This window comes from Flagellimonas beolgyonensis (genome assembly GCF_003992615.1).
GTDB classification, from domain to species: domain Bacteria; phylum Bacteroidota; class Bacteroidia; order Flavobacteriales; family Flavobacteriaceae; genus Flagellimonas; species Flagellimonas beolgyonensis.
Genome location: NZ_RZMY01000013.1, coordinates 517461 through 536255, shown reverse-complemented (window position 1 = coordinate 536255; position 18795 = coordinate 517461). Strand labels below are relative to the sequence as shown.

The window sequence follows — 18795 nt, the reverse complement described above, 5'->3', positions numbered from 1 at the left end:
CAAATTTACGATTTTGCTACGGAATATGATGTGGTGTTTTTGAGATTTGTTAACGATGGATGTTGATTAGTTGCAATAGCAATTCAATAATCCAATAAATGTGTAATGAAATCAAAAGATTAATAAAAGTATTGACGGTCTTTGAATGAACTTGAAAACATTTACCAATGTTTCATTATCTTAGAAGGATTATAACTCACTCAAAAACCAACCGTATGAAAACCGCCAACTATCTGCTGTTGGGCATGCTGCTTTTCAGCTGCCTATTTACTGTCAGTGCACAAAAAAAGTACTCCAAAAAACAGATTGAAAAATTAAAAAATGAAGCTGCCGCCATTGTGGAGGCCAACCACAAACAGTCCCAAGTGATGGTAGACAAGATCTTCAGCTTTGCTGAACTCGGCTTCCAGGAAGAAGAAAGTTCCAAATACCTCACCGGTATTTTGGAAAGCAATGGCTTTACCATTGAACATTCCGTATCCGGTATTCCCACTTCCTGGATGGCCACTTGGAGCAATGGGGAAGGCCCCGTGATTGCCTTGGGCAGTGATGTGGACTGTATCCCGAAAGCCTCGCAATATCCTGGAGTGGCCTATCACAAACCCATCGTGGAGGGGGCTCCGGGCCATGGTGAAGGACATAATGCCGGTATTCCTTTGAACATCACTTCCGCCTTGGCGGTGAAGGAAATCATGGAACGTGAAAATATTGGGGGTACGTTGATCCTGTGGCCGGGCATCGCCGAAGAATTGGTAGCTGCCAAGGCCTGGTATGTACGTGATGGACTGTTTGACAATATCGACATGTGCATTTTTACGCATGTGGGCAATAATTTGGGCGTATCATGGGGTCCTACAAGGGGAACAGGTTTGATCTCCGTTGAATATTTGTTCGAAGGGGAGTCTGCCCACTCAGCCGGGGCACCATGGCGGGGACGTAGCGCCTTGGATGCAGCGGAATTGATGAATGTAGGCTGGAACTACAAACGAGAGCATTTACACCCGCTAAAACGTTCGCACAGTATTTTTACGGATGCGGGCGACCAACCCAACGTAGTGCCTTCCAAGGCGGCAATTTGGTACTATTTTAGGGATGTGACCTACGAGGGCATTATGGAAATGTATGCCGAAGCGAACGACATTGCCAAAGGTGCGGCCTTGATGACGAACACTACTATGACTTCAAGGGTTTTGGGCACGGCATGGCCCAGACACTATAACAAGGTGATTGCCGAAACCATGTACGCGAACATTAAACAAGTGGGTTTGCCCGAATGGTCGGAGGCCGATCAGACCTTGGCCAAAGCCGTACAGACCGAAGTTAAGGCCAGAGAGATTGAAGGTTTGCCCACCGAATTGTCCGAATTGGGCTTGCCGGTATTGGAACCCATTAGCGGTGGTTCGGATGATATTGGGGACATTTCTTGGAAAGTACCTACCGTGACCATGCGTTTCCCGTCCAACATTCCGGGGTTGCCCGGTCACCATTGGGCCAACGCCATTGCCATGGCTACACCAATTGCACACAAAGGCGTAACAGCCGGAGCCAAAGCCGAGGCCATGACCTTGATTGATTTCTTGTTGAAACCCGAACTATTGACCCAGGCCTGGGATTACTTCAACAATGAGCAGACCAAGGAGACCAAGTACGAACCCATGATCACCGCGGACGATCTGCCGCCCATCTATTTGAACAAGGACAAACAAGGTATGTTTCGCGCCCAGTTGGAGCCGTTTTATTACGATGAAACCAAATATGATTCCTATTTGGAGCAATTAGGGGTGGAATATCCTATGGTAAAGCAATGATTTAAGATATGTTCATTTTGTCTTGATACAAAACGAACCAAAAAATCAAGAGGATTTCTAGGAAATTTTTGTCAGTTTGATAAAATCGTTCCAGTCTGCTGCTACATGCTCTTTTTCGCTTTGCGAAACGCACTTCCGCAGGACTGTTCACTATTTCTTGGAAATCTTCGGGTTGGCAGTTCGAGGGGAGTTGAAAATCCAAAAAAGCTTATTCAGACTCCGCTCGAACTGACAACTTAGGCTTTTCGTTTCATGAGGGCCATATAAAAGCCATCAAAGCCATTTTTGGAGGCATAAACGTTGTTTTCCCTAACCAATTCGAATTCCTTTCCGTTTTCGGAAGCCAAATACTTTTGGACCTGTTCGGTGTTTTCTTGGGGTAGGATAGAGCAAGTGGCATACACCATTTGGCCACCTTTTTTCACCATTTTGCTATAATTCTGGAGAATTTCCTGTTGCACGCCCATAATCCGGTCCACAAACTCGGGTTCCAGTTTCCATTTGGAATCTGGATTACGGCGGATAACGCCCAATCCGGAACATGGCGCATCCAAGAGCAGTCGGTCGGCACTGTTGTGCAATTTTTTGATCACTTTATTGGAATCGATAACGCGGGTTTCCACATTGTGTACCCCATTTCGACGGGCGCGGACCTTTAATTTTTTCAGTTTGCTTTCATAGATGTCCAAGGCAATCAGTTGCCCTTTGTTCTGCATCATGGACGCCAAATGCAAGGTTTTGCCACCAGCTCCTGCACACGCATCGATGACCCGTTGGCCGGGCTCCACTTCCAAATAGGGAGCGACCAGTTGGGAAGAGGCATCCTGTACCTCAAAAAGTCCATCCTTGAAGGCTTCGGTGGTAAAGACATTTTTGCGTTCCTTCAGGCGAAGTGCATCGGGATACCCTTCCAGGAATTCGGTTTCAATATCCTCCTTGGCCAAAAAGAGCTTGAGTTGCGGTTTGGCAATTTTCAGGGTATTGGTACGAAGGATTACATCGGCCTGTTGGTTCAACGCAGCAATTTCTTTGGTCCAAAGCTCGGTTCCCAATGATTTTTCCCCCAATTCATCCAGCCAATCGGGAATGGATTCCCTAAATTTTCTGATTTTGGACAATTCATCAAAACGTCCTTTGATGCGTCGTTCCGGGGTACCTTCCAATTGCTTCCAATCGGGCAGCTTAATACCGCGCAACACACACCATACGCCGAACAAGCGGAATAGGTGGGGACGGGTATAGGGCTCGTGGGCCTCAGCTATCTCGGTGTACAATCGCTTCCAACGTACAATATCATAGGTGGTTTCGGCGATGAAGGCACGATCGCGGGCGCCCCAACGCTTATCATAGCGCAATACTTTTTCTATGACCTTATCGGCATATTCCCCATCATTGAAAATCATTTGAAGGGCATCTATTACGGCAAAAACCAAATTTCGGTGTAAACGCATGACATAAAATAAGGTTGCAAAGGTACCATTTCTCCTTACTTTTGAAGAAAATAAATTCCATGAGGTATTCCTTGACCCTTTTAGTTGTTATCCTTTTCTTTTCCTGTTCGTCCGAAAAGCAATACCAGCCATTCCAATCGGTTACCATCACCCCAGTTTTTGAAGACTCGGTGAGTATTCGGGCCATTACTTTTTTGGATGCGAATACTTTGGCGTTTGCCGGAAGCGGTGGCGTGTACGGCACTGTGGATGTGAACAGTCAACAGGTACGGAGCAGTATTCAAACTTTTGACTCCATAACGCCAAGTTTCCGAGCTGTGGGAAAGACCACAAATGATTTTTTTATGCTTTCGGTGGAAAGTCCGGCCCTTTTGTTCAAAACGGGCAGCCAAGGAAAAATGGAATTGGTTTACAAGGAAGAAGGGGAAGGTGTTTTTTATGATAGCCTAATCTTTTGGGATGATCGGAACGGCATTGCAGTAGGTGATACCGTGGATGGTTGTCTTTCCATTATTATTACCAGGGATGGAGGGAATTCATGGACCAAATTGCCGTGTGATCGATTACCCGAAGGAATAGCCGGGGAGGGTGCCTTTGCGGCCAGTAACAGCAATATAGTGGTTCAAGGAAAACAAGTGTGGATTGGCACAACGGAAGGACGGGTCTATCATTCTGCAGACCAAGGAGCCACATGGGCAATCCAACAAACGCCGATTATTCATGAAGCGCCCACACAAGGTATTTATTCCATGGATTTTTATGATGAAAACCTGGGTTTTGCCATTGGCGGGGATTATACTTCCCCTGAATCCAGCGAAAAGAACAAGATCATTACCCATGATGGTGGCAAAACATGGCAGCTGATTGCCGATGGTGTGGCCCCGGGGTATAAAAGCTGTGTGCAGTTTGTACCCAATTCCGAAGGGAAGGGTTTGGTGGCCATTGGATTTACCGGAATTTCGTATTCTGCTGATGGTGGGGAAAACTGGAAAGACTTAAACGATGAATCGTTCTTTACCCTTCGGTTTTTGAACGACTCCGTTGCCTATGCCGCCGGTAGAAACCGGATTGCCAGATTGGTTTTTCGACCATAGGGGAACGGAAATGGGTTAAGTTTAATGTTATCCACCCCCACGCCGTTTGCGATAGGTTTGCAGTAATTGTTTTTTGAAATCCTCTTCTGCTCTGAGGAGCAGGAGCACCTTTTTGGCAGGGATTACGGTTCTTATATCCGTTATAAATTGCCGATCTGCCTTTTCCTTTTCAAATTGAAGGGCCAGTAAGTTGTTCAAAAGCGCATCGGCGTCACCATCGGATAGGTTTTGTAAAGGCATGCGCGAATGAAGCTCGGACCGTTCCCTTTGTCGGATATCTTCCAAAACAGCTTCGTGTTCGTTGTAAATCGGCCAAAATTGCTGGGCCTCCTTGCTGGTCAGTCCAACCCGTTCGGTAATGAAAGCTACTTTCAGGGTTTTAATACGATCACGCACCGGTCCTTGGGCCTGTATCCAAAAGATACCGGCCAAAAAAGCAATCAATATGGGTAGTTTTTTATTCATAATCAATTTCTTCTAGATTTAGATCTCGTACATCTTCCACGTTTTCGTCCAAGTATTCCAAAATGTGTTCACTATTCAAATCCTCTTCCAACATGTCGTTCAACTGAATGTCTTCCAAGGCAACCACTTCTGCTAGGTCGTAGGAAGTCAGTTCGGAGGCATTCGCCTCAAAATAGGCATCGATTTCCGTATTGGCCAAATCATCGAAAGTGACAGGATTGGTCTTTGCATTCCAGTTAAGTCCAAAAACAATGATCAACACAGCGGCCACAGCTGCGGCCCCGTAGTAGAATTTGCGATACGCGCGTAGGGGTATGACCTTTCCTTTTTCGGTTGTGGTCTTTGATAGGATCGTAGGACCAATTGTTTCAAAATAGCCCACAGGCACACCAAATCCATCGGTTTTTGGGATGATGGATTCCGAAGCATCAGTTTCATCTTGGCCCAATCGGGACATCAGCCGCTCGTTGAAGCTTTCGAAGTAGCCTTCCGGAGTGTTGAAACTATTTTTTTTGTCCTTTTTCATTGTATGTATAAGACGCCAAAAGGCATCCAAGGTTTAATCTGCTTTAAGATACGCTTCAATTTTCTTAACCGCCAAATGATAGGAGGCTTTTAAGGCGCCCACCGAGGTTTCCAGTACTTCGGAAATATCCTCGTATTTCATTTCCTGGAAATACTTCATGGTGAACACCAACTTTTGTTTATCGGGGAGTTCGGCCAATGCTTTTTGCAATTTCAATTGAATGGCATCCCCCTCAAAATATACATCGGCTTGTAGGTTTTCGACCATCCGGTCCTTTAATTCCTGATCGCCAATGCCCAATTTCTTCGATTTTTGTTTGAGAAAAGTTAGGGATTCGTTCGTGGCAATACGATACAGCCAAGAGTATAGTTTGCTCTCGCCCTTGAACCCGTCTATGTTCTTATACACCTTGATAAAGGTGTTCTGTAGCACATCATCGGCATCATCATGGTTTAGCACAATGCGCCGAATATGCCAATAGAGGCGTTCTTTGTAGGTGTTCACCAACACCTCAAAGGCCTTTGCTTGACTTTTCTGGTCCTTTAATTCCTGAACTAAGGTTTCCTCAGCGATCAAGGTTCAAACTATTTGATGCTTTGACTAAGGTAAGGGGAAATGGTTTAATGGGTCAATGTACAATGGATAATAAACAATCAACAATGAAAAAGGGGGATGGGTAAAAGGTGAAAGGTTAAAGGTTAAAGGTTAAAGGAGGTGTGGTAGTGAGGGTTGAATAAAAAGACTTTTGTTTTTAAGAGCCAAGAGCCAGAAATACTTCTATTCGAAAATCTGTCAATCCAAAAATCCGGAAATCCAACGATCCATAAATCCAGACCTACGAAGTGAAGGACTGCATCTCCACAAGTCGTTTGTAGCCTTTTTGGGATTTCATCAGCTCGTCGTGGGTACCTTGTTCCACAATTTCCCCTTTGCTCATCACCACAATCGTATCGGCATTTTGAATGGTAGACAATCGGTGGGCAATCACAATGGAAGTGCGGTTCTTCATCATTTTTTCCAACGCATCCTGCACCAATCTTTCGCTTTCGGTGTCGAGGGCCGAGGTGGCCTCGTCCAGAACCATGATGGGCGGATTCTTCAAAACAGCCCTCGCAATGGATAGGCGTTGTTTTTGACCGCCACTCAGTTTGTTCCCTCCATCGCCGATATTGGTATCGTAACCGTGGGGCAGCTCCATGATAAAATCGTGCGCATTCGCCACTTTTGCTGCGGCAACGATCTCTTCCATGGTTGCATCTTCCTTGCCCAGTGAAATATTTTGTTTCACAGAGTCATTGAACAATATGGAATCCTGGGTAACCAGTCCCATGAGTCCGCGCAAGGATTTTTTGGTGATGTTCTTGATGTTGGTGCCATCGATCAGGATTTCCCCTTTGTTCACATCATAAAATCGGGTGACCAAGTTGGCCACGGTACTTTTTCCGCTACCGGATTGGCCGACCAATGCCACGGTCTTTCCTTTTTCAACCTTAAGGTTGAAGTTTTTCAAAACATAGTCATCTTCGTATTTGAAACCAACATTGGCCATTTCAATAGCGGTGGAGAAGTCCATTTTTTCTAGGGCTCCATCGGCATCTTTAATTGGATTTTCGGATTCCAATATCTCCAAGACACGTTCCGCTGCGGCATTTCCTTTTTTGACCCCATAAGATGCTTTACTGATGGCCTTTGCCGGTGTCAAGATATTGTAGGCCAATCCCATATAGGCAATAAAGGAAGCGGCATCCAAAGTGCTTTCCACCAAGACCATGCGCCCACCGAACCACAGCAAGATTCCAATGACCAAAATCCCAAGGAACTCGCCGGTAGGTGAGGCCAAGTTTTGTCGATTCAAAAGGGTATTGGAAAACTTGAAAAATCGCGAAGTGGATCGCTCAAATGTCTTAAAGAATCGGGATTCTGCATTAAATGCTTTGATGACCCGAAGTCCGCCCAAGGTTTCTTCCACAATGGATAAAAACTCACCTTGTTCCTTTTGCACCCTATCCGATTTACGTTTCAAGGATTTTCCAATGCGGGAAATAAGCATTCCGGCAATGGGAATAAAGACAAAAACAAAGATGGTCAGCTTTACACTGATCAAAAACATGACGACAATGGTGAAGAGAATGGTAAGGGGTTCCCGCACAATCAGCTCCAAAATGGATAGAAAGGAATGTTGTATTTCCAGTACATCCGAGGTGATCCGCGCAATGACATCCCCTTTTCGTTTTTCGGAAAAATAGGAAATCGGCAAGTCCACAATTTTCTCATACATCTTGTTTCGGACATCCCGAAGCACACCGTTCCGTAGAAAGGTGATAAAGTACATCGCCAGATAATTGAAGATGTTTTTTAGCAAAAAGAGCACCAAGACCAGTCCGACCACCAATACCAAGCCCTTCATGGGGTCTTCTCCCGAATACTGGGTGACCTGGTAATTCATGTAATCCATGAAATAATCCTTGGCTTTGCCGATGCCTTCAAAGGAAGGTGGGGCGGTAAGCTGTTTGGTCTTATCGAACAGCACATTGAGCATTGGGATCAATGCAGCAAAGGACAATGCACTGAAAAGCGCATATAGAATATTGAAAAATATATTCAAATAGCCGTATTTGCGATAGGGACCAGCAAACCGGAGAATCTTTTTAAAGTAGTTCATTCACTTATAAATTCAGCTCGGATTGGATACCGTCCAACTTGGCATCCAGCTGCGAATTTACGGATTTATAATCGGCCGCATTCGCCAATTTTGCATTTGTGCTGATGTAAAATTTCACCTTGGGTTCCGTACCACTGGGTCGGGCCGCAATGCGTGTACCATCCTCTGTTTCGTAGATCAACACGTTCGACTTGGGAATGTTGATGGGCTTTTCTTCGCCGGTCTGTACATTTTTGGCAATGGAGGTATTGTAATCCTCGATCCACAACAATTTGGAGCCTTGAACGGATTCAACCGGGTTTTCCTTGAAATCCTTGAGCATTTGTTTGATTTCTTCAGCCCCGCTTATGCCCTTTTTGGTGAGGGAGATCAGTTTTTCCTTATAAAAACCGAATTGCGCGTAAGCATCGATCAAATCCTTGTAAAATGAACTGCCGTTGGCCTTGGCATTGGCGGCAATTTCACAGGCCAATAGGGTAGAGGTGACGGCATCCTTATCACGGACAAAATCCCCCACCATGTAGCCAAAGCTTTCTTCGCCACCTCCAATAAATTTGGAATTGGGGAAGTCCTTGATCATTTTTCCGATCCATTTGAATCCGGTGAGTGCAATTTTGAATTCCACGCCATAGGCTTTTGCCATTTGACCCATCATTGGAGTGGAAACAATGGTGGAAGCTACAAATTCGTTACCCTTAAAACCTTGTTCTTTGTACTTGTCCAAAAGAAATTTGGTCATGAGTACCATGGTCTGGTTGCCGTTGAGCAATTCCATCTTCCCTTCAAGGTTTCGCACGGCAATACCCAAACGGTCGCTGTCGGGGTCCGTTCCTACCACCATATCGGCGCCGATTTCCTCCGCTTTTTTAATGGCCATTTCCAACGCTTCGGGTTCTTCCGGGTTGGGGGAGACGACGGTGGGAAAATCGCCATTCGGTTTGGCTTGTTCCTCGATGATGGTCACATTGTTATAGCCGGCCCGCTTCAAAACTTCGGGAATGGCGGTAATGGATGTGCCGTGCAATGAGGTGAACACGATCTTGAAGTCATCCTTACCTTTGGCGTCGAAATTTCCATTGTTGACGGAAGCCGTGAAGAAAGCTTCGTCCACTTCCTCATCGATCAAATGGATGAGGTTTTCGTTGGTTTCAAACTTGATATCCTCAAAAGATAAGGAGTCGATTTCGGCAATGATCTCCCCATCTTGTGGGGGCACGATTTGACCTCCATCTGCCCAATACACTTTGTAGCCATTATATTCGGGTGGATTGTGGGACGCGGTCAGAACAATACCTGCATGACATCCCAAATACCGCACGGCGAAGGAAAGTTCGGGCGTGGTTCGCAAATCGGAGAAAAGATATACATGTACCCCATTGGCTGAAAACACCTCTGCCACTGTTCTTGCGAGTGTTTTGGAGTTGTGTCGGCAATCATAGGCAATCACCACCTTGATTTCGCTGTCAGTGTACGATCTTTTAAGATAGTTGCTTAATCCCTGGGTGTTTTTACCCAAGGTATACCTGTTGATTCTATTGGTGCCAACACCCATAACCCCACGCATGCCACCGGTACCGAATTCCAGGTTCTTGTAAAATCGTTCCTTCAGTTCTTCGGGATCGTTCTTTATCAAGTTCAGGATTTCGCTCTTCGTTCGATCATCAAAAAAATCGGTGAGCCAAGATTGTGCCGTTGCCATAATGGAATCCATAGTGCTATGCGTGTTTAGTTTTCTTAAAAATACAAAGTTTAGGGATTTTGCATCCTCTCAGATATTAATTTTCTCCGAGATGGTATATCGGGTGTCATTTTTTCTGGACCGCACCATGATTTCACCGATAAAACCGGCCAAAAATAACTGTGTACCTATGATCATGGCCGTCAATGCAATATAGAATTGTGGACGTTCGGTAATCAATCTTCCGGTGGGGTTCAGGAACAATTTATCGATGCCCAGATATAATGAAAAACCAAAACCAACAATGAACATCAGTACCCCCAAGGCACCAAAAAGGTGCATGGGCCTTCGTCCAAATTTGGAAACGAACCAAATGGTGATGAGATCCAAAAACCCGTGAATAAAACGTTCTGCCCCAAACTTGGTGGAACCATACTTTCGGGCTTGGTGCTGTACCACTTTTTCTGCAATGTTGGAAAAGCCCGCATTTTTGGCCAAAACAGGAATATAGCGGTGCATTTCACCATGGACTTCTATGGTTTTTATCACATTTTTATCAAAGGCCTTAAGTCCACAGTTGAAATCGTGCAATTTTACGCCTGATGTCTTTCGAGCTGCCCAGTTGAAGAGTTTGGAAGGGAGGTTCTTGGTAATGACTGAATCGTATCGTTTCTTTTTCCACCCAGACACGACTTGTTGGCCTCCTTCGGTAATCATTCGATACATCTCAGGGATTTCCTCCGGGTTGTCCTGCAAGTCGGCATCCATGGTGATGACCACATCGCCTTGTGCCGCGTGGAACCCAGCATGTAAGGCTTGGGATTTGCCGTAATTCTTCAAAAAACGGATACCCTTAACGTTGGGGTCGGATTTGGTGAGCGATTCGATGATGTCCCAGGAACCATCGATACTACCGTCATCTATAAAGATGACCTCATATAAAAAATGATTGGATTGCATTACTTTTACAATCCAATCATGTAGTTCTTTAAGCGATTCTTGCTCGTTAAGTAAAGGAATTACAATGGAAATCTGCATTGCTTGTTTCTCGAATTCCTTTCAAAAGTAGTATTTTTTGGTTTAGTATTCCGGTTTGGATTTTTTCAGGATCAATCCAACCACAAGACCAACCACTAGTCCGATGATACTGTTGATAATAAGACCAATTGGATATTGGATCCATGCAAGTTTTTTCTGCATCTCAACCCCTTGTTGCCATTGTTCCTCCGTCATGTTGGGATTGCGCTCCAAGGCCTTTGGCTTGGCCAACTCCATGGCTTTGTCCATATAATCGGGCTCAATAAAATGGGTAAGTACGTACTGGTAGATCAGGGAGATTACCGTTGCCACTACCGCGACACCTACTGCAATTTTTAGGGCCTCGCCAAGTGTCAAGAACCCTCCGTTCGCCTTCTTAAAAGCGTTGGTGGCCAAAAATGCGGCCGCCAAAGTTAGCAGTACGGATACCACCATTACTGCCGGGTTCATTTCATAATGCATTTTCTGGGTGTAGAGCATTACCCCGAAAACCACAAACACGACCCCTAATAAAAGACCGTAATTCAGTGCAAATTTTCCTGTTTTAGGTTGTTGTTGTTCCATTTTAATTTATTTAAGTGCTGATTGTTGTTAGTTAGTTGGCGATCGGATGAAATTGTTACATTAAATTTACTTTTTATTTTTTTATAAATTTTAAGTTGGAGGTCTCGAAGAAATCATTAAATTTGCACCCTGAATTTTCAGAGATTAAGCATTTTAGACAATGAGAAAAGATATACACCCAGAAAACTATAGATTGGTTGCTTTTAAGGACATGTCCAACGAAGATGTGTTCATTACCAAATCCACTGCTGAGGCTAAAGAGACCATCACAGTTGATGGTGTTGAATATCCGTTGGTGAAATTGGAGATTTCAAGAACTTCACATCCATACTACACCGGTAAGACCAAATTGGTGGATACTGCTGGTAGGATCGATAAGTTCAAGAACAAGTACAAGAAATTCAGCAAAGAAGAGAAGCAGGCCGAATAGGTTGACACTTTTAACGAAATATAGGAACGCTCCCGATGGTATTCGAGGGCGTTTTTTATTTTTACAGTATTCAAAACACTGCTATGAACTATATTCTTTCCGACGGTAACCATCGCGAAGATCTTTTTCCATTCACATTTACCCGACCGGTGGGTGATATCCGCATCGGGATTTTGACGATTCATGAAAAATGGGAAAAATGGTTGGACGGTTCGGTTAGTTTTTTAACAGAAGACTATCTCTCGGAAAAATTTCCGTTGCACTTATCCGATAAGAATATGGTAATCAATGGCAGTTATTTGCCGGATGAAAATTTGGTGGATGCGATCTGTAAGTTGAAACAAGGTGAGGCATTGATGAAGGGGGAGGAGTATGTTGCCTATGTTACCACTGATCCAAATATCCCATTTTCCGGCGATAATTATGCCTTTGTGCATTACGATCGGGATTGTTGTACCGTAAAAAACACGTGGGATATTTTTGCCAAAAATGGTGAAGCCTTACTGGCCGATTTTGACATGATCACGAAAGGCCGAAAGAGTCAACCTATTTCAACAACCAATCAGGTGTTGCATCCGGAGAATATTTTTATCGAAGAGGGGGCAACGGTTGAATTCTCCATTTTGAATGCTTCCACAGGTCCCATCTACATAGGTAAAAATGCCTTGGTGATGGAAGGTTGTATGATCCGCGGGGGCTTCGCGCTTTGCGAAGGAGCCGTAGTTAAAATGGGCGCCAAGATTTACGGTCCCACCACGGCTGGTCCGGGATGTAAATTAGGCGGTGAAGTCAACAACTCCGTGTTGTTTGCCAATTCCAACAAGGGTCACGACGGCTTTCTGGGCAATTCCGTATTGGGGGAATGGTGCAATATCGGTGCCGACACCAATACGTCCAACCTCAAGAACAATTACGCAGAAGTTCGTCTATGGAACTACAAAACAGAAGGTTTTGCCAAAACAGGACTTCAATTTTGTGGACTGATGATGGGCGACCATAGCAAATGTGGCATCAATGTGATGTTCAATACGGGAACGGTCGTAGGGGTCAGTGCCAATATTTTTGGTGATGGTTTCCCCAGAAACTTTATACCCAGTTTTAGCTGGGGAGGGGCTTCCGGATTCACTGGTTTTAAACCTGCCAAAGCCTTTGAGGTGGCCACGGCAATGATGAAACGCCGCAACATGGAATTTACCCAGACCGAGGCCGATATCTTGGAACACGTTTACGAGTTCACCCAAAAGTGGCGTAACTATTAACCCACTCTATTCCAATTTTCCGATTAGTCCCCAACCGTTGGCTTTGTCAATTACTACACAATGCAGGGTGTTGAAGCCTTTTTTAAGTTGTAAGGGCAGTTTATTGGCACTTAAGCCTAAATGTCCTTGAAACTGGTTGTTTTTGGACCGAAAGGCATTGTTGCCATAAAAAATGGGTTCTCCATTTAAGTACACAATGATTTTGTCGCTATAATCGAACGAAAACAATCTGGTCTGGGCTTGATCAACGGCAATGGTTGTAGAGGCTACTGTGAAAGCCTCTTGGTTGCGTTCAAAATTGCCCGAAGTCGGTTTGGCCAGATATTTCGAAATGGGCAACAAGCCGGATTGTTCCGTATTGGCAGTAATAATCTTTGCCTTCTCAAAATCTTCAAAATTTAATTGACCCTCAACATAAGGTTGGGCCTCTGTAATATCCCATTCACCGATAATGCCTTTCGCAGGCGTGACAATTGGGTAGGGCTCTTTCACCATGACATTCCCCGTTTTTGTAAGTTTAAAATTGGAAAACCGATTGCCGAATAAGGCAAAGAGGCCCACTTCGCCACTTAAATTGCCCGACTTTAAGGTAGGTACTTCCAAAACCTTTTCATTGTTGATGTAAAAGGTGGCCATCAAGTTGTTTACTTCCACCCGCAGTGTATGCCAACCCTCCTCTTTGAAGGTCACATTTGCTTGGTGTTCCGGGTACAACTGCCAATTGCTTTCCCCATGGTAGGTGGGGGTGTATTGCACAGCATCGGGCTGGCGCGATTTGTGCATGCGCATGTACACTTCTTCCATGGTGCCATCCTGTTTTCGAAAGATAAAACCAGCAAAGCTGCGTGCCTGTTTGGCATATACATCCACTTCTAAAATGCCGTTGGAGAATTCCATCCCGGTCGCCACGGCCTTACCATCCAATACTAAGGTTTCCCTTTCGTCAAAGGTTTCAAATGACGATTTTCCGCCTTGGGTTATGGTCCAATACTTAGGTTGAAGGGGAATGGTTTGGGCAGTTTGTGCCTGAACTAACTGAGTGGACCAAAGTAAGCCAACAAGAAAAAATAACCGGAAAAGTGCCATGCGCTCGTTTTTTAAAGGATAAGTTAGCGGTTCTGTCGGACACCTAAAATCATCCTAACAAAGATTTGTGATTCTCAATTGATGGATAAATGTATGAGTTGGCCCATTTATGATTTTGGTCTGAGATTCTCGATAAGCTGTGCATCCACCCAAAAAATATCTACATTTTCGTAGTCGTCCGACCCCATGTTCCTGTTGAAAAACAAGTATTTGCCATCTGGCGTTACACTGGCCGCGGCTTCCCAAGCATCTGTATTTACCTTGTCGCCCAAATTAAGTGCCTCGCCCCACGAACCATCTTTCTGCTTAAAGCTGATATAAATATCAGAATTGCCGTGACCATCTTCCCTTTTGGCATCCCACAGTAGATACGACTCATCCGGCGCAATTAAAGGATGGTTTAATTGGGTTCCTGTGTTTATGGCTTTGTCCAACGGTTTGGGTTCCTCATACGTTCCATTGATCAATCGGGAATAACGAATGGGAAATTCCGGATTGTCTTTATCGTATGTATCAAAATAATAGGTGCCATTGGCCGCTACCGAAAGCCGCATAATCAACTGATCGTTAAAAGGGGCATCCAGCGTCTTTACTTCCGACCATCCCGTTGGAGTCTGCTCCATATAGCGCCTGCCAAGGTGCATGGTCTTTCCATCGGGTGAAAATGTGGGTTGACCAACCCGGGGTGATACTGCTGATTTTACCCAATCACCATCAACATATTGAAAAACCACAAAGGTGGAAGCTTCATATTCCCCTCCACTGGCAAGGAAATAGAATTCAGTTAGGTCAGGTGTAAAGACACCACCATATTCCCAATACTCTGTGGTAACCAAGCCAGGTGCAAAAGGTTCTGGAATGAGTCCAGGTGTTTTTTGACCAAGGTAATCGTTTGCCCTAATTGGTTTTTCAATGTCCTTTGATTCTTGATTTTTTGTTTTACAGGCACTAATAATCAATACCAAAGCTGCGATTAAACCGATAGTTGTTTTTTTCATGATGTGATTAATTGATTCGTTCAAAATGGACAAATGGAGCGACAAATGATTTGTTTCATATTTTTGGTCTCACATTATGAATGACCTTCGTACTTACCCAATAAAAGTTAGATAGCCCTCCTTCTTCGTTATATCTGCCAAAAAATAAATAGTTACCATCCGGAGTGATAACAGGGCAGGTTTCATTGAAATGGGAATTTACTGCATCGCCAAGATTGATGGGTCTTGTCCAAGTTCCGTTGTCTTGTTTGAAACAGACATAAATGTCGTTATCTTTTCTATTGGGATCTTCTGCATTTCGTGCATTGACCACAATAAAATCTTGGTTGGGAGAAATAAATCCATGGACGCCAAATGCAATATCCAGTTCCAATGCCTCGGGAAAAGTGTCATTCTCTTGTGGAGCATGGTACATTTTCCGTTTGGACACATTGGTATAAAAGAAATCTCCGTTTATCGATTGGTTCGAATATAGCACTTCATCATCATTTAAGGGCGAATCAAGTTTAATTGCGTCGCTCCATGAATTTGCCAAACGATCAACATACCAAATTTTGGTATCCGTATAATCGGGATTATGGGCTGTAAAATAGATTTTAGTATCGCTAAAACTTACAAATGGATGCATCTCAGCTTCTTTTTTACCCTGGGTAAAATTTACTTGTTGGGGCTTAGTCCATCCTTTGTCCTGAAGCTTTGAATAGTAAATGTGTGGGATATCATCTTCAAAATTGGCTGAAAAATACACCTCGTCCAATTCGGGTGAAAACGAGATGCCATGTTCATATCTACCATCTACGGACACAATACCGGGGGCAAACAATTCAGGGATCAAATTCGGTGGCTTTTGCCCCAGATAGGGGCCTTGTAAGGGAAGATGCTCAACAACTGCTTGGGCATAAGCCATCTTTAAAGAAAGGAAAATGACCGGTAAAATCAAGATTATGGATTTCAAGGGTTTTCCTTTTGAGTTGGGTATGGATTTTTTCATTATTAAATAGTCGTTGAAAGGAAGTTTTCCTCACGCCTTAATTCAAGGATTTGAAGCAAATATCGGCCAAATTAATTTTGACGATTTGTTTCGGGCGGAATTGTATTTGTTCCAAAAGTTGAACCTTGGAACACTCAATGAGACCAATTAGGCAACGCTCATCCCGAGTTATTTACGTTCATGTACTTTATCTTTTTGGGATTGAAGGTTTTTTGTTGCTTTGTTTCATGTTGCACAGTTGTTAAGGAGTTTTAAATCAATCAAAAAAACAGATCATGACAAACAAAGTAATAATCCCAATCACCTTTCTTCTAATTTTCACCTGTTGTGCTACCTTGTCAACTCAAGAACCAACTTTAAATGACTATCAACTAGGTGAAAAATGGGTTTGGAAATGGGAACGTAAAGTGGAAGGCGAGGTTCGTGCGGAAGGCGAAGATCTACAGGAAGTTGTGGATTATAATGGTACTTTAAGATTATGGAATGGTATGGATACCGTTCAAATTCCAGCAACGATAGACCACAAGCCGGGTAAAACTCCCTTTCGTAACTGGCCGTTGCAGGTGGGCAAAAAGTGGAAATACGAGTCGGAATGGGAAAATAATGAAGGCACCACCGGAAAAACCAGTCAAGATGCCGAAATTGTTTCGTTTGAAGATATGAATGTGGTCGCGGGCACATTCAAGGCATACAAAATAGTTTATAAGGGAATTGTAACAAATTCCAGAGGTTTTAAAGGCGAGATGACGGATATTTGGTGGTATGCACCCGAATTAAAAACCTATATCAAACATGTTAATGAAGATGGCTATGGTGTGTATACCAATGAATTGACGAGCTATTCGAACGGCAAATAGCAACCATCACGATCAACCACTGAACAATTGGGAACGAAAAGGACACATACAAGACTATCGCTCTACTGGAAATGCCAGATTTTTGGCTGGGGGACCGTATCGTTGCTATGGTTGTACATTGCTTTGGTGCGAGACCAATTTGCACTTACCCATGCCTTGATCAACTATGTGCTCGATGTTACCATCTGTATTGGTCTTACCCATGCCTACAGGGCCATAGCTTTGGGAGCAAATTGGAACCAGTTGGAAATTAAAGGGTTGATAAAGCGGGTTGTACCTTCCATTTTGGTTTTGGCGGTGCTTTTTATGTTGATCATGAACCTGAAGACATCGGTCTATATTTATTTGGTGAACCATAACAATACTTTCATTGAAAACCTATCGGTTTGGAACCCGGTTTTGATTACGGGATTGCGACATATGGCGATTTGGGTGCTGGCCTACCATGCGTACCATTTTTACGTGAAAGAGGTAAATACCGCTAAAGCAAACGCCCAACTTTCTGTTATTGCAAAGCAAAGCCAGTTGGACAACCTATCGGCCCAACTCAATCCGCATTTTTTGTTCAACTCCCTGAATTCCATTAAATCCTTGATCATTGAAAACCCATCGATTGCGAGAAGGGCCATTGATCTATTGTCCGATCTGCTGCGTTCTTCCCTGTATGAAAAAGAGCACATAACCCTTTCCATTGCAGAGGAATTGGCCTTGGTGAAAGACTATGTGGAACTCGAACAATTGCGATTTGAGGAACGGTTGCACGTAAATTTTACTATTGACCCCAACCTTAAAAAGTGTAAGATTCCGCCATTGAGCATTCAACTTTTGGTGGAAAATGCCATTAAACACGGAGTGGACAAACAACTTGAAGGGGGCACTATCGATATTGCAATACAAGAACGTGATGGTTATGTGGCCATTACCATTAAAAATCCGGGAACAATTTCGGTTGGGGGACCGAAAGGCTTGGGGCTGAAAAACCTGAAAGAAAGGCTGTTGCTGCAATATGATGGCAGGGCAAAATTTACAATTGAATCAACAACAGAACATGAGGTGGTGGCTACCCTTATGATTCCAACCGAAAAAACATGGGAACCTATACAACATTGATCATAGATGATGAGCGATTGGCCCGCGAAGAGGTTCGAAGAGCCCTTGATGGGTATCCAGAATTTGATATTGTGGGTGAGGCCAACAATGTGGACAAGGCCTTGGAACTGATAGAGGCATGTCAACCCGACATTATCTTTTTGGACATCCACATGCCCGGTAAATCAGGATTTGATCTTTTGGAAGAACTCACCACAGTCCCTGAGGTTGTTTTTACCACGGCCTACGATCAATATGCCGTTCAGGCCTTTGAGGTAAATGCGTTGGACTATTTGGTGAAGCCATTGCGGGAAGAACGTTTTGCCAAGACCATGGAAAAGGTCAGACTGGGTCTGCAAAAGCGGGACGAGGAAAAGGAAAAGCCATTGGATATCCATCAAAGAATATTCATCAAAGATGGTGAGAAGGTATTTTTTGTTCCGTTGACGGAAGTGCGCCTCATCGAATCCATGGAAAACTATGCCCGACTTTATTTTGGGAAGGAAAAAGCCATGATCAAACGTTCCCTGAACCAGCTGGAAGAAAAATTAGATCCAGCCGTGTTTTTTAGGACCAATAGGAGCCAAATCATCAATATGGAATACATCAAGGAGATTCATCCGTATTTCAACAACAAACTACAAATGATATTGATTACCGGAGAAACTGTTGAGGTTTCGAGCAGGCAATCCGTAAAGTTCAAAAAGCGGAACAGTTTGTAGCAGACCTGAATTCATTCAAATCAAAATATCGAACAATAAAAGCATAACGCTTGAGGGGCAAAGTATGCCCAAAAAAA

18 protein-coding genes are annotated in these 18795 nt (G+C 43.9%); 7 read left to right on the top strand and 11 right to left on the bottom strand.

Features of this window, described 5'->3' with window-relative positions; translation table 11 throughout:
* Positions 1-215 precede the first annotated feature (215 nt).
* The gene (locus EO131_RS09205; protein WP_127021085.1) at positions 216-1808 is read left to right on the top strand and encodes an amidohydrolase; all 1593 of its coding nucleotides are present in this window, start codon (positions 216-218) and stop codon (positions 1806-1808) included.
* A gap of 236 nt (positions 1809-2044) precedes the next feature.
* Here EO131_RS09205 and EO131_RS09200 read toward each other — a convergent pair whose 3' ends face one another.
* Complete coding sequence (locus tag EO131_RS09200; protein WP_127021083.1) at positions 2045-3259, bottom strand: RsmB/NOP family class I SAM-dependent RNA methyltransferase; 1215 nt, start codon at positions 3257-3259, stop codon at positions 2045-2047.
* A gap of 59 nt (positions 3260-3318) precedes the next feature.
* On the opposite strand from EO131_RS09200, the gene EO131_RS09195 reads away from it, so the two are divergent.
* On the top strand, positions 3319-4353 hold the full coding sequence (locus tag EO131_RS09195; protein ID WP_127021081.1) for a WD40/YVTN/BNR-like repeat-containing protein: 1035 nt from the start codon (positions 3319-3321) through the stop codon (positions 4351-4353).
* Between the two features lie 27 nt (positions 4354-4380).
* Here the strand turns inward: EO131_RS09195 and EO131_RS09190 are convergent, their stop codons facing one another.
* The 7 genes from EO131_RS09190 to EO131_RS09160 form a co-directional block, all read right to left on the bottom strand.
* Positions 4381-4818, bottom strand: a complete 438-nt coding sequence (locus tag EO131_RS09190; RefSeq protein ID WP_127021079.1) for a hypothetical protein — start codon at positions 4816-4818, stop codon at positions 4381-4383.
* A complete protein-coding gene (locus EO131_RS09185) occupies positions 4811-5344 on the bottom strand; it encodes a hypothetical protein (RefSeq protein WP_127021077.1) in 534 nt (177 codons plus the stop codon). The genes EO131_RS09190 and EO131_RS09185 overlap by 8 nt, the downstream gene beginning before the upstream one ends.
* A gap of 33 nt (positions 5345-5377) precedes the next feature.
* Positions 5378-5920, bottom strand: a complete 543-nt coding sequence (locus EO131_RS09180) for an RNA polymerase sigma factor (protein WP_127021075.1) — start codon at positions 5918-5920, stop codon at positions 5378-5380.
* A 259-nt stretch (positions 5921-6179) separates the two neighbouring features.
* Positions 6180-8006 (bottom strand): ABC transporter ATP-binding protein, encoded by a 1827-nt coding sequence (locus EO131_RS09175; RefSeq protein WP_127021073.1) that lies wholly within the window; start codon positions 8004-8006, stop codon positions 6180-6182.
* Between the two features lie 4 nt (positions 8007-8010).
* Complete coding sequence (locus EO131_RS09170; protein ID WP_127021071.1) at positions 8011-9717, bottom strand: phospho-sugar mutase; 1707 nt, start codon at positions 9715-9717, stop codon at positions 8011-8013.
* A gap of 57 nt (positions 9718-9774) precedes the next feature.
* On the bottom strand, positions 9775-10722 hold the full coding sequence (locus tag EO131_RS09165; RefSeq protein WP_127021069.1) for a glycosyltransferase family 2 protein: 948 nt from the start codon (positions 10720-10722) through the stop codon (positions 9775-9777).
* 42 nt (positions 10723-10764) lie between these two features.
* Complete coding sequence (locus EO131_RS09160) at positions 10765-11286, bottom strand: DUF4199 domain-containing protein (RefSeq protein WP_127021067.1); 522 nt, start codon at positions 11284-11286, stop codon at positions 10765-10767.
* A gap of 160 nt (positions 11287-11446) precedes the next feature.
* Here EO131_RS09160 and EO131_RS09155 point away from each other — a divergent pair, with 160 nt between their 5' ends.
* Together EO131_RS09155 and EO131_RS09150 are read left to right on the top strand one after the other, a co-directional pair.
* Positions 11447-11716 (top strand): type B 50S ribosomal protein L31, encoded by a 270-nt coding sequence (locus EO131_RS09155; protein WP_127021065.1) that lies wholly within the window; start codon positions 11447-11449, stop codon positions 11714-11716.
* 83 nt (positions 11717-11799) lie between these two features.
* Positions 11800-12975, top strand: a complete 1176-nt coding sequence (locus EO131_RS09150; protein WP_127021063.1) for a GlmU family protein — start codon at positions 11800-11802, stop codon at positions 12973-12975.
* A gap of 6 nt (positions 12976-12981) precedes the next feature.
* On the opposite strand, the gene EO131_RS09145 is transcribed toward EO131_RS09150, so the two are convergent.
* The 3 genes from EO131_RS09145 to EO131_RS09135 all read right to left on the bottom strand — a co-directional run bounded on the left by EO131_RS09145 (position 12982) and on the right by EO131_RS09135 (position 16050).
* Positions 12982-14061, bottom strand: a complete 1080-nt coding sequence (locus EO131_RS09145) for a 3-keto-alpha-glucoside-1,2-lyase-like domain-containing protein (RefSeq protein WP_127021061.1) — start codon at positions 14059-14061, stop codon at positions 12982-12984.
* A gap of 107 nt (positions 14062-14168) precedes the next feature.
* The gene (locus tag EO131_RS09140; RefSeq protein WP_127021059.1) at positions 14169-15059 is read right to left on the bottom strand and encodes a TolB-like translocation protein; all 891 of its coding nucleotides are present in this window, start codon (positions 15057-15059) and stop codon (positions 14169-14171) included.
* 55 nt (positions 15060-15114) lie between these two features.
* The gene (locus EO131_RS09135) at positions 15115-16050 is read right to left on the bottom strand and encodes a PD40 domain-containing protein (RefSeq protein WP_206512875.1); all 936 of its coding nucleotides are present in this window, start codon (positions 16048-16050) and stop codon (positions 15115-15117) included.
* Positions 16051-16325: 275 nt separating this feature from the next.
* Here EO131_RS09135 and EO131_RS09130 point away from each other — a divergent pair, with 275 nt between their 5' ends.
* The 3 genes from EO131_RS09130 to EO131_RS09120 are packed head-to-tail and all read left to right on the top strand — an operon-like array spanning position 16326 to position 18718.
* Complete coding sequence (locus tag EO131_RS09130) at positions 16326-16907, top strand: hypothetical protein (protein ID WP_127021057.1); 582 nt, start codon at positions 16326-16328, stop codon at positions 16905-16907.
* A gap of 27 nt (positions 16908-16934) precedes the next feature.
* Positions 16935-18017: a sensor histidine kinase gene (locus tag EO131_RS09125; RefSeq protein WP_127021055.1), complete on the top strand. Its 1083-nt coding sequence runs from the start codon at positions 16935-16937 to the stop codon at positions 18015-18017.
* Positions 17996-18718, top strand: coding sequence for a LytR/AlgR family response regulator transcription factor (locus tag EO131_RS09120; RefSeq protein WP_127021053.1), 723 nt, complete (start codon positions 17996-17998; stop codon positions 18716-18718). The genes EO131_RS09125 and EO131_RS09120 overlap by 22 nt, the downstream gene beginning before the upstream one ends.
* Positions 18719-18795 lie beyond the last annotated feature (77 nt).

Bases quoted from the DNA above. Each gene is read 5' to 3' on its own strand.
- EO131_RS09205 (WP_127021085.1), top strand. From the start codon at position 216: ATGAAAACCGCCAACTATCTGCTGTTGGGCATGCTGCTTTTCAGCTGC.
- EO131_RS09200 (WP_127021083.1), bottom strand. From the start codon at position 3,259: ATGCGTTTACACCGAAATTTGGTTTTTGCCGTAATAGATGCCCTTCAA.
- EO131_RS09195 (WP_127021081.1), top strand. From the start codon at position 3,319: ATGAGGTATTCCTTGACCCTTTTAGTTGTTATCCTTTTCTTTTCCTGT.
- EO131_RS09190 (WP_127021079.1), bottom strand. From the start codon at position 4,818: ATGAATAAAAAACTACCCATATTGATTGCTTTTTTGGCCGGTATCTTT.
- EO131_RS09185 (WP_127021077.1), bottom strand. From the start codon at position 5,344: ATGAAAAAGGACAAAAAAAATAGTTTCAACACTCCGGAAGGCTACTTC.
- EO131_RS09175 (WP_127021073.1), bottom strand. From the start codon at position 8,006: ATGAACTACTTTAAAAAGATTCTCCGGTTTGCTGGTCCCTATCGCAAA.
- EO131_RS09170 (WP_127021071.1), bottom strand. From the start codon at position 9,717: ATGGATTCCATTATGGCAACGGCACAATCTTGGCTCACCGATTTTTTT.
- EO131_RS09165 (WP_127021069.1), bottom strand. From the start codon at position 10,722: ATGCAGATTTCCATTGTAATTCCTTTACTTAACGAGCAAGAATCGCTT.
- EO131_RS09160 (WP_127021067.1), bottom strand. From the start codon at position 11,286: ATGGAACAACAACAACCTAAAACAGGAAAATTTGCACTGAATTACGGT.
- EO131_RS09155 (WP_127021065.1), top strand. From the start codon at position 11,447: ATGAGAAAAGATATACACCCAGAAAACTATAGATTGGTTGCTTTTAAG.
- EO131_RS09150 (WP_127021063.1), top strand. From the start codon at position 11,800: ATGAACTATATTCTTTCCGACGGTAACCATCGCGAAGATCTTTTTCCA.
- EO131_RS09145 (WP_127021061.1), bottom strand. From the start codon at position 14,061: ATGGCACTTTTCCGGTTATTTTTTCTTGTTGGCTTACTTTGGTCCACT.
- EO131_RS09140 (WP_127021059.1), bottom strand. From the start codon at position 15,059: ATGAAAAAAACAACTATCGGTTTAATCGCAGCTTTGGTATTGATTATT.
- EO131_RS09135 (WP_206512875.1), bottom strand. From the start codon at position 16,050: ATGAAAAAATCCATACCCAACTCAAAAGGAAAACCCTTGAAATCCATA.
- EO131_RS09130 (WP_127021057.1), top strand. From the start codon at position 16,326: ATGACAAACAAAGTAATAATCCCAATCACCTTTCTTCTAATTTTCACC.
- EO131_RS09120 (WP_127021053.1), top strand. From the start codon at position 17,996: ATGGGAACCTATACAACATTGATCATAGATGATGAGCGATTGGCCCGC.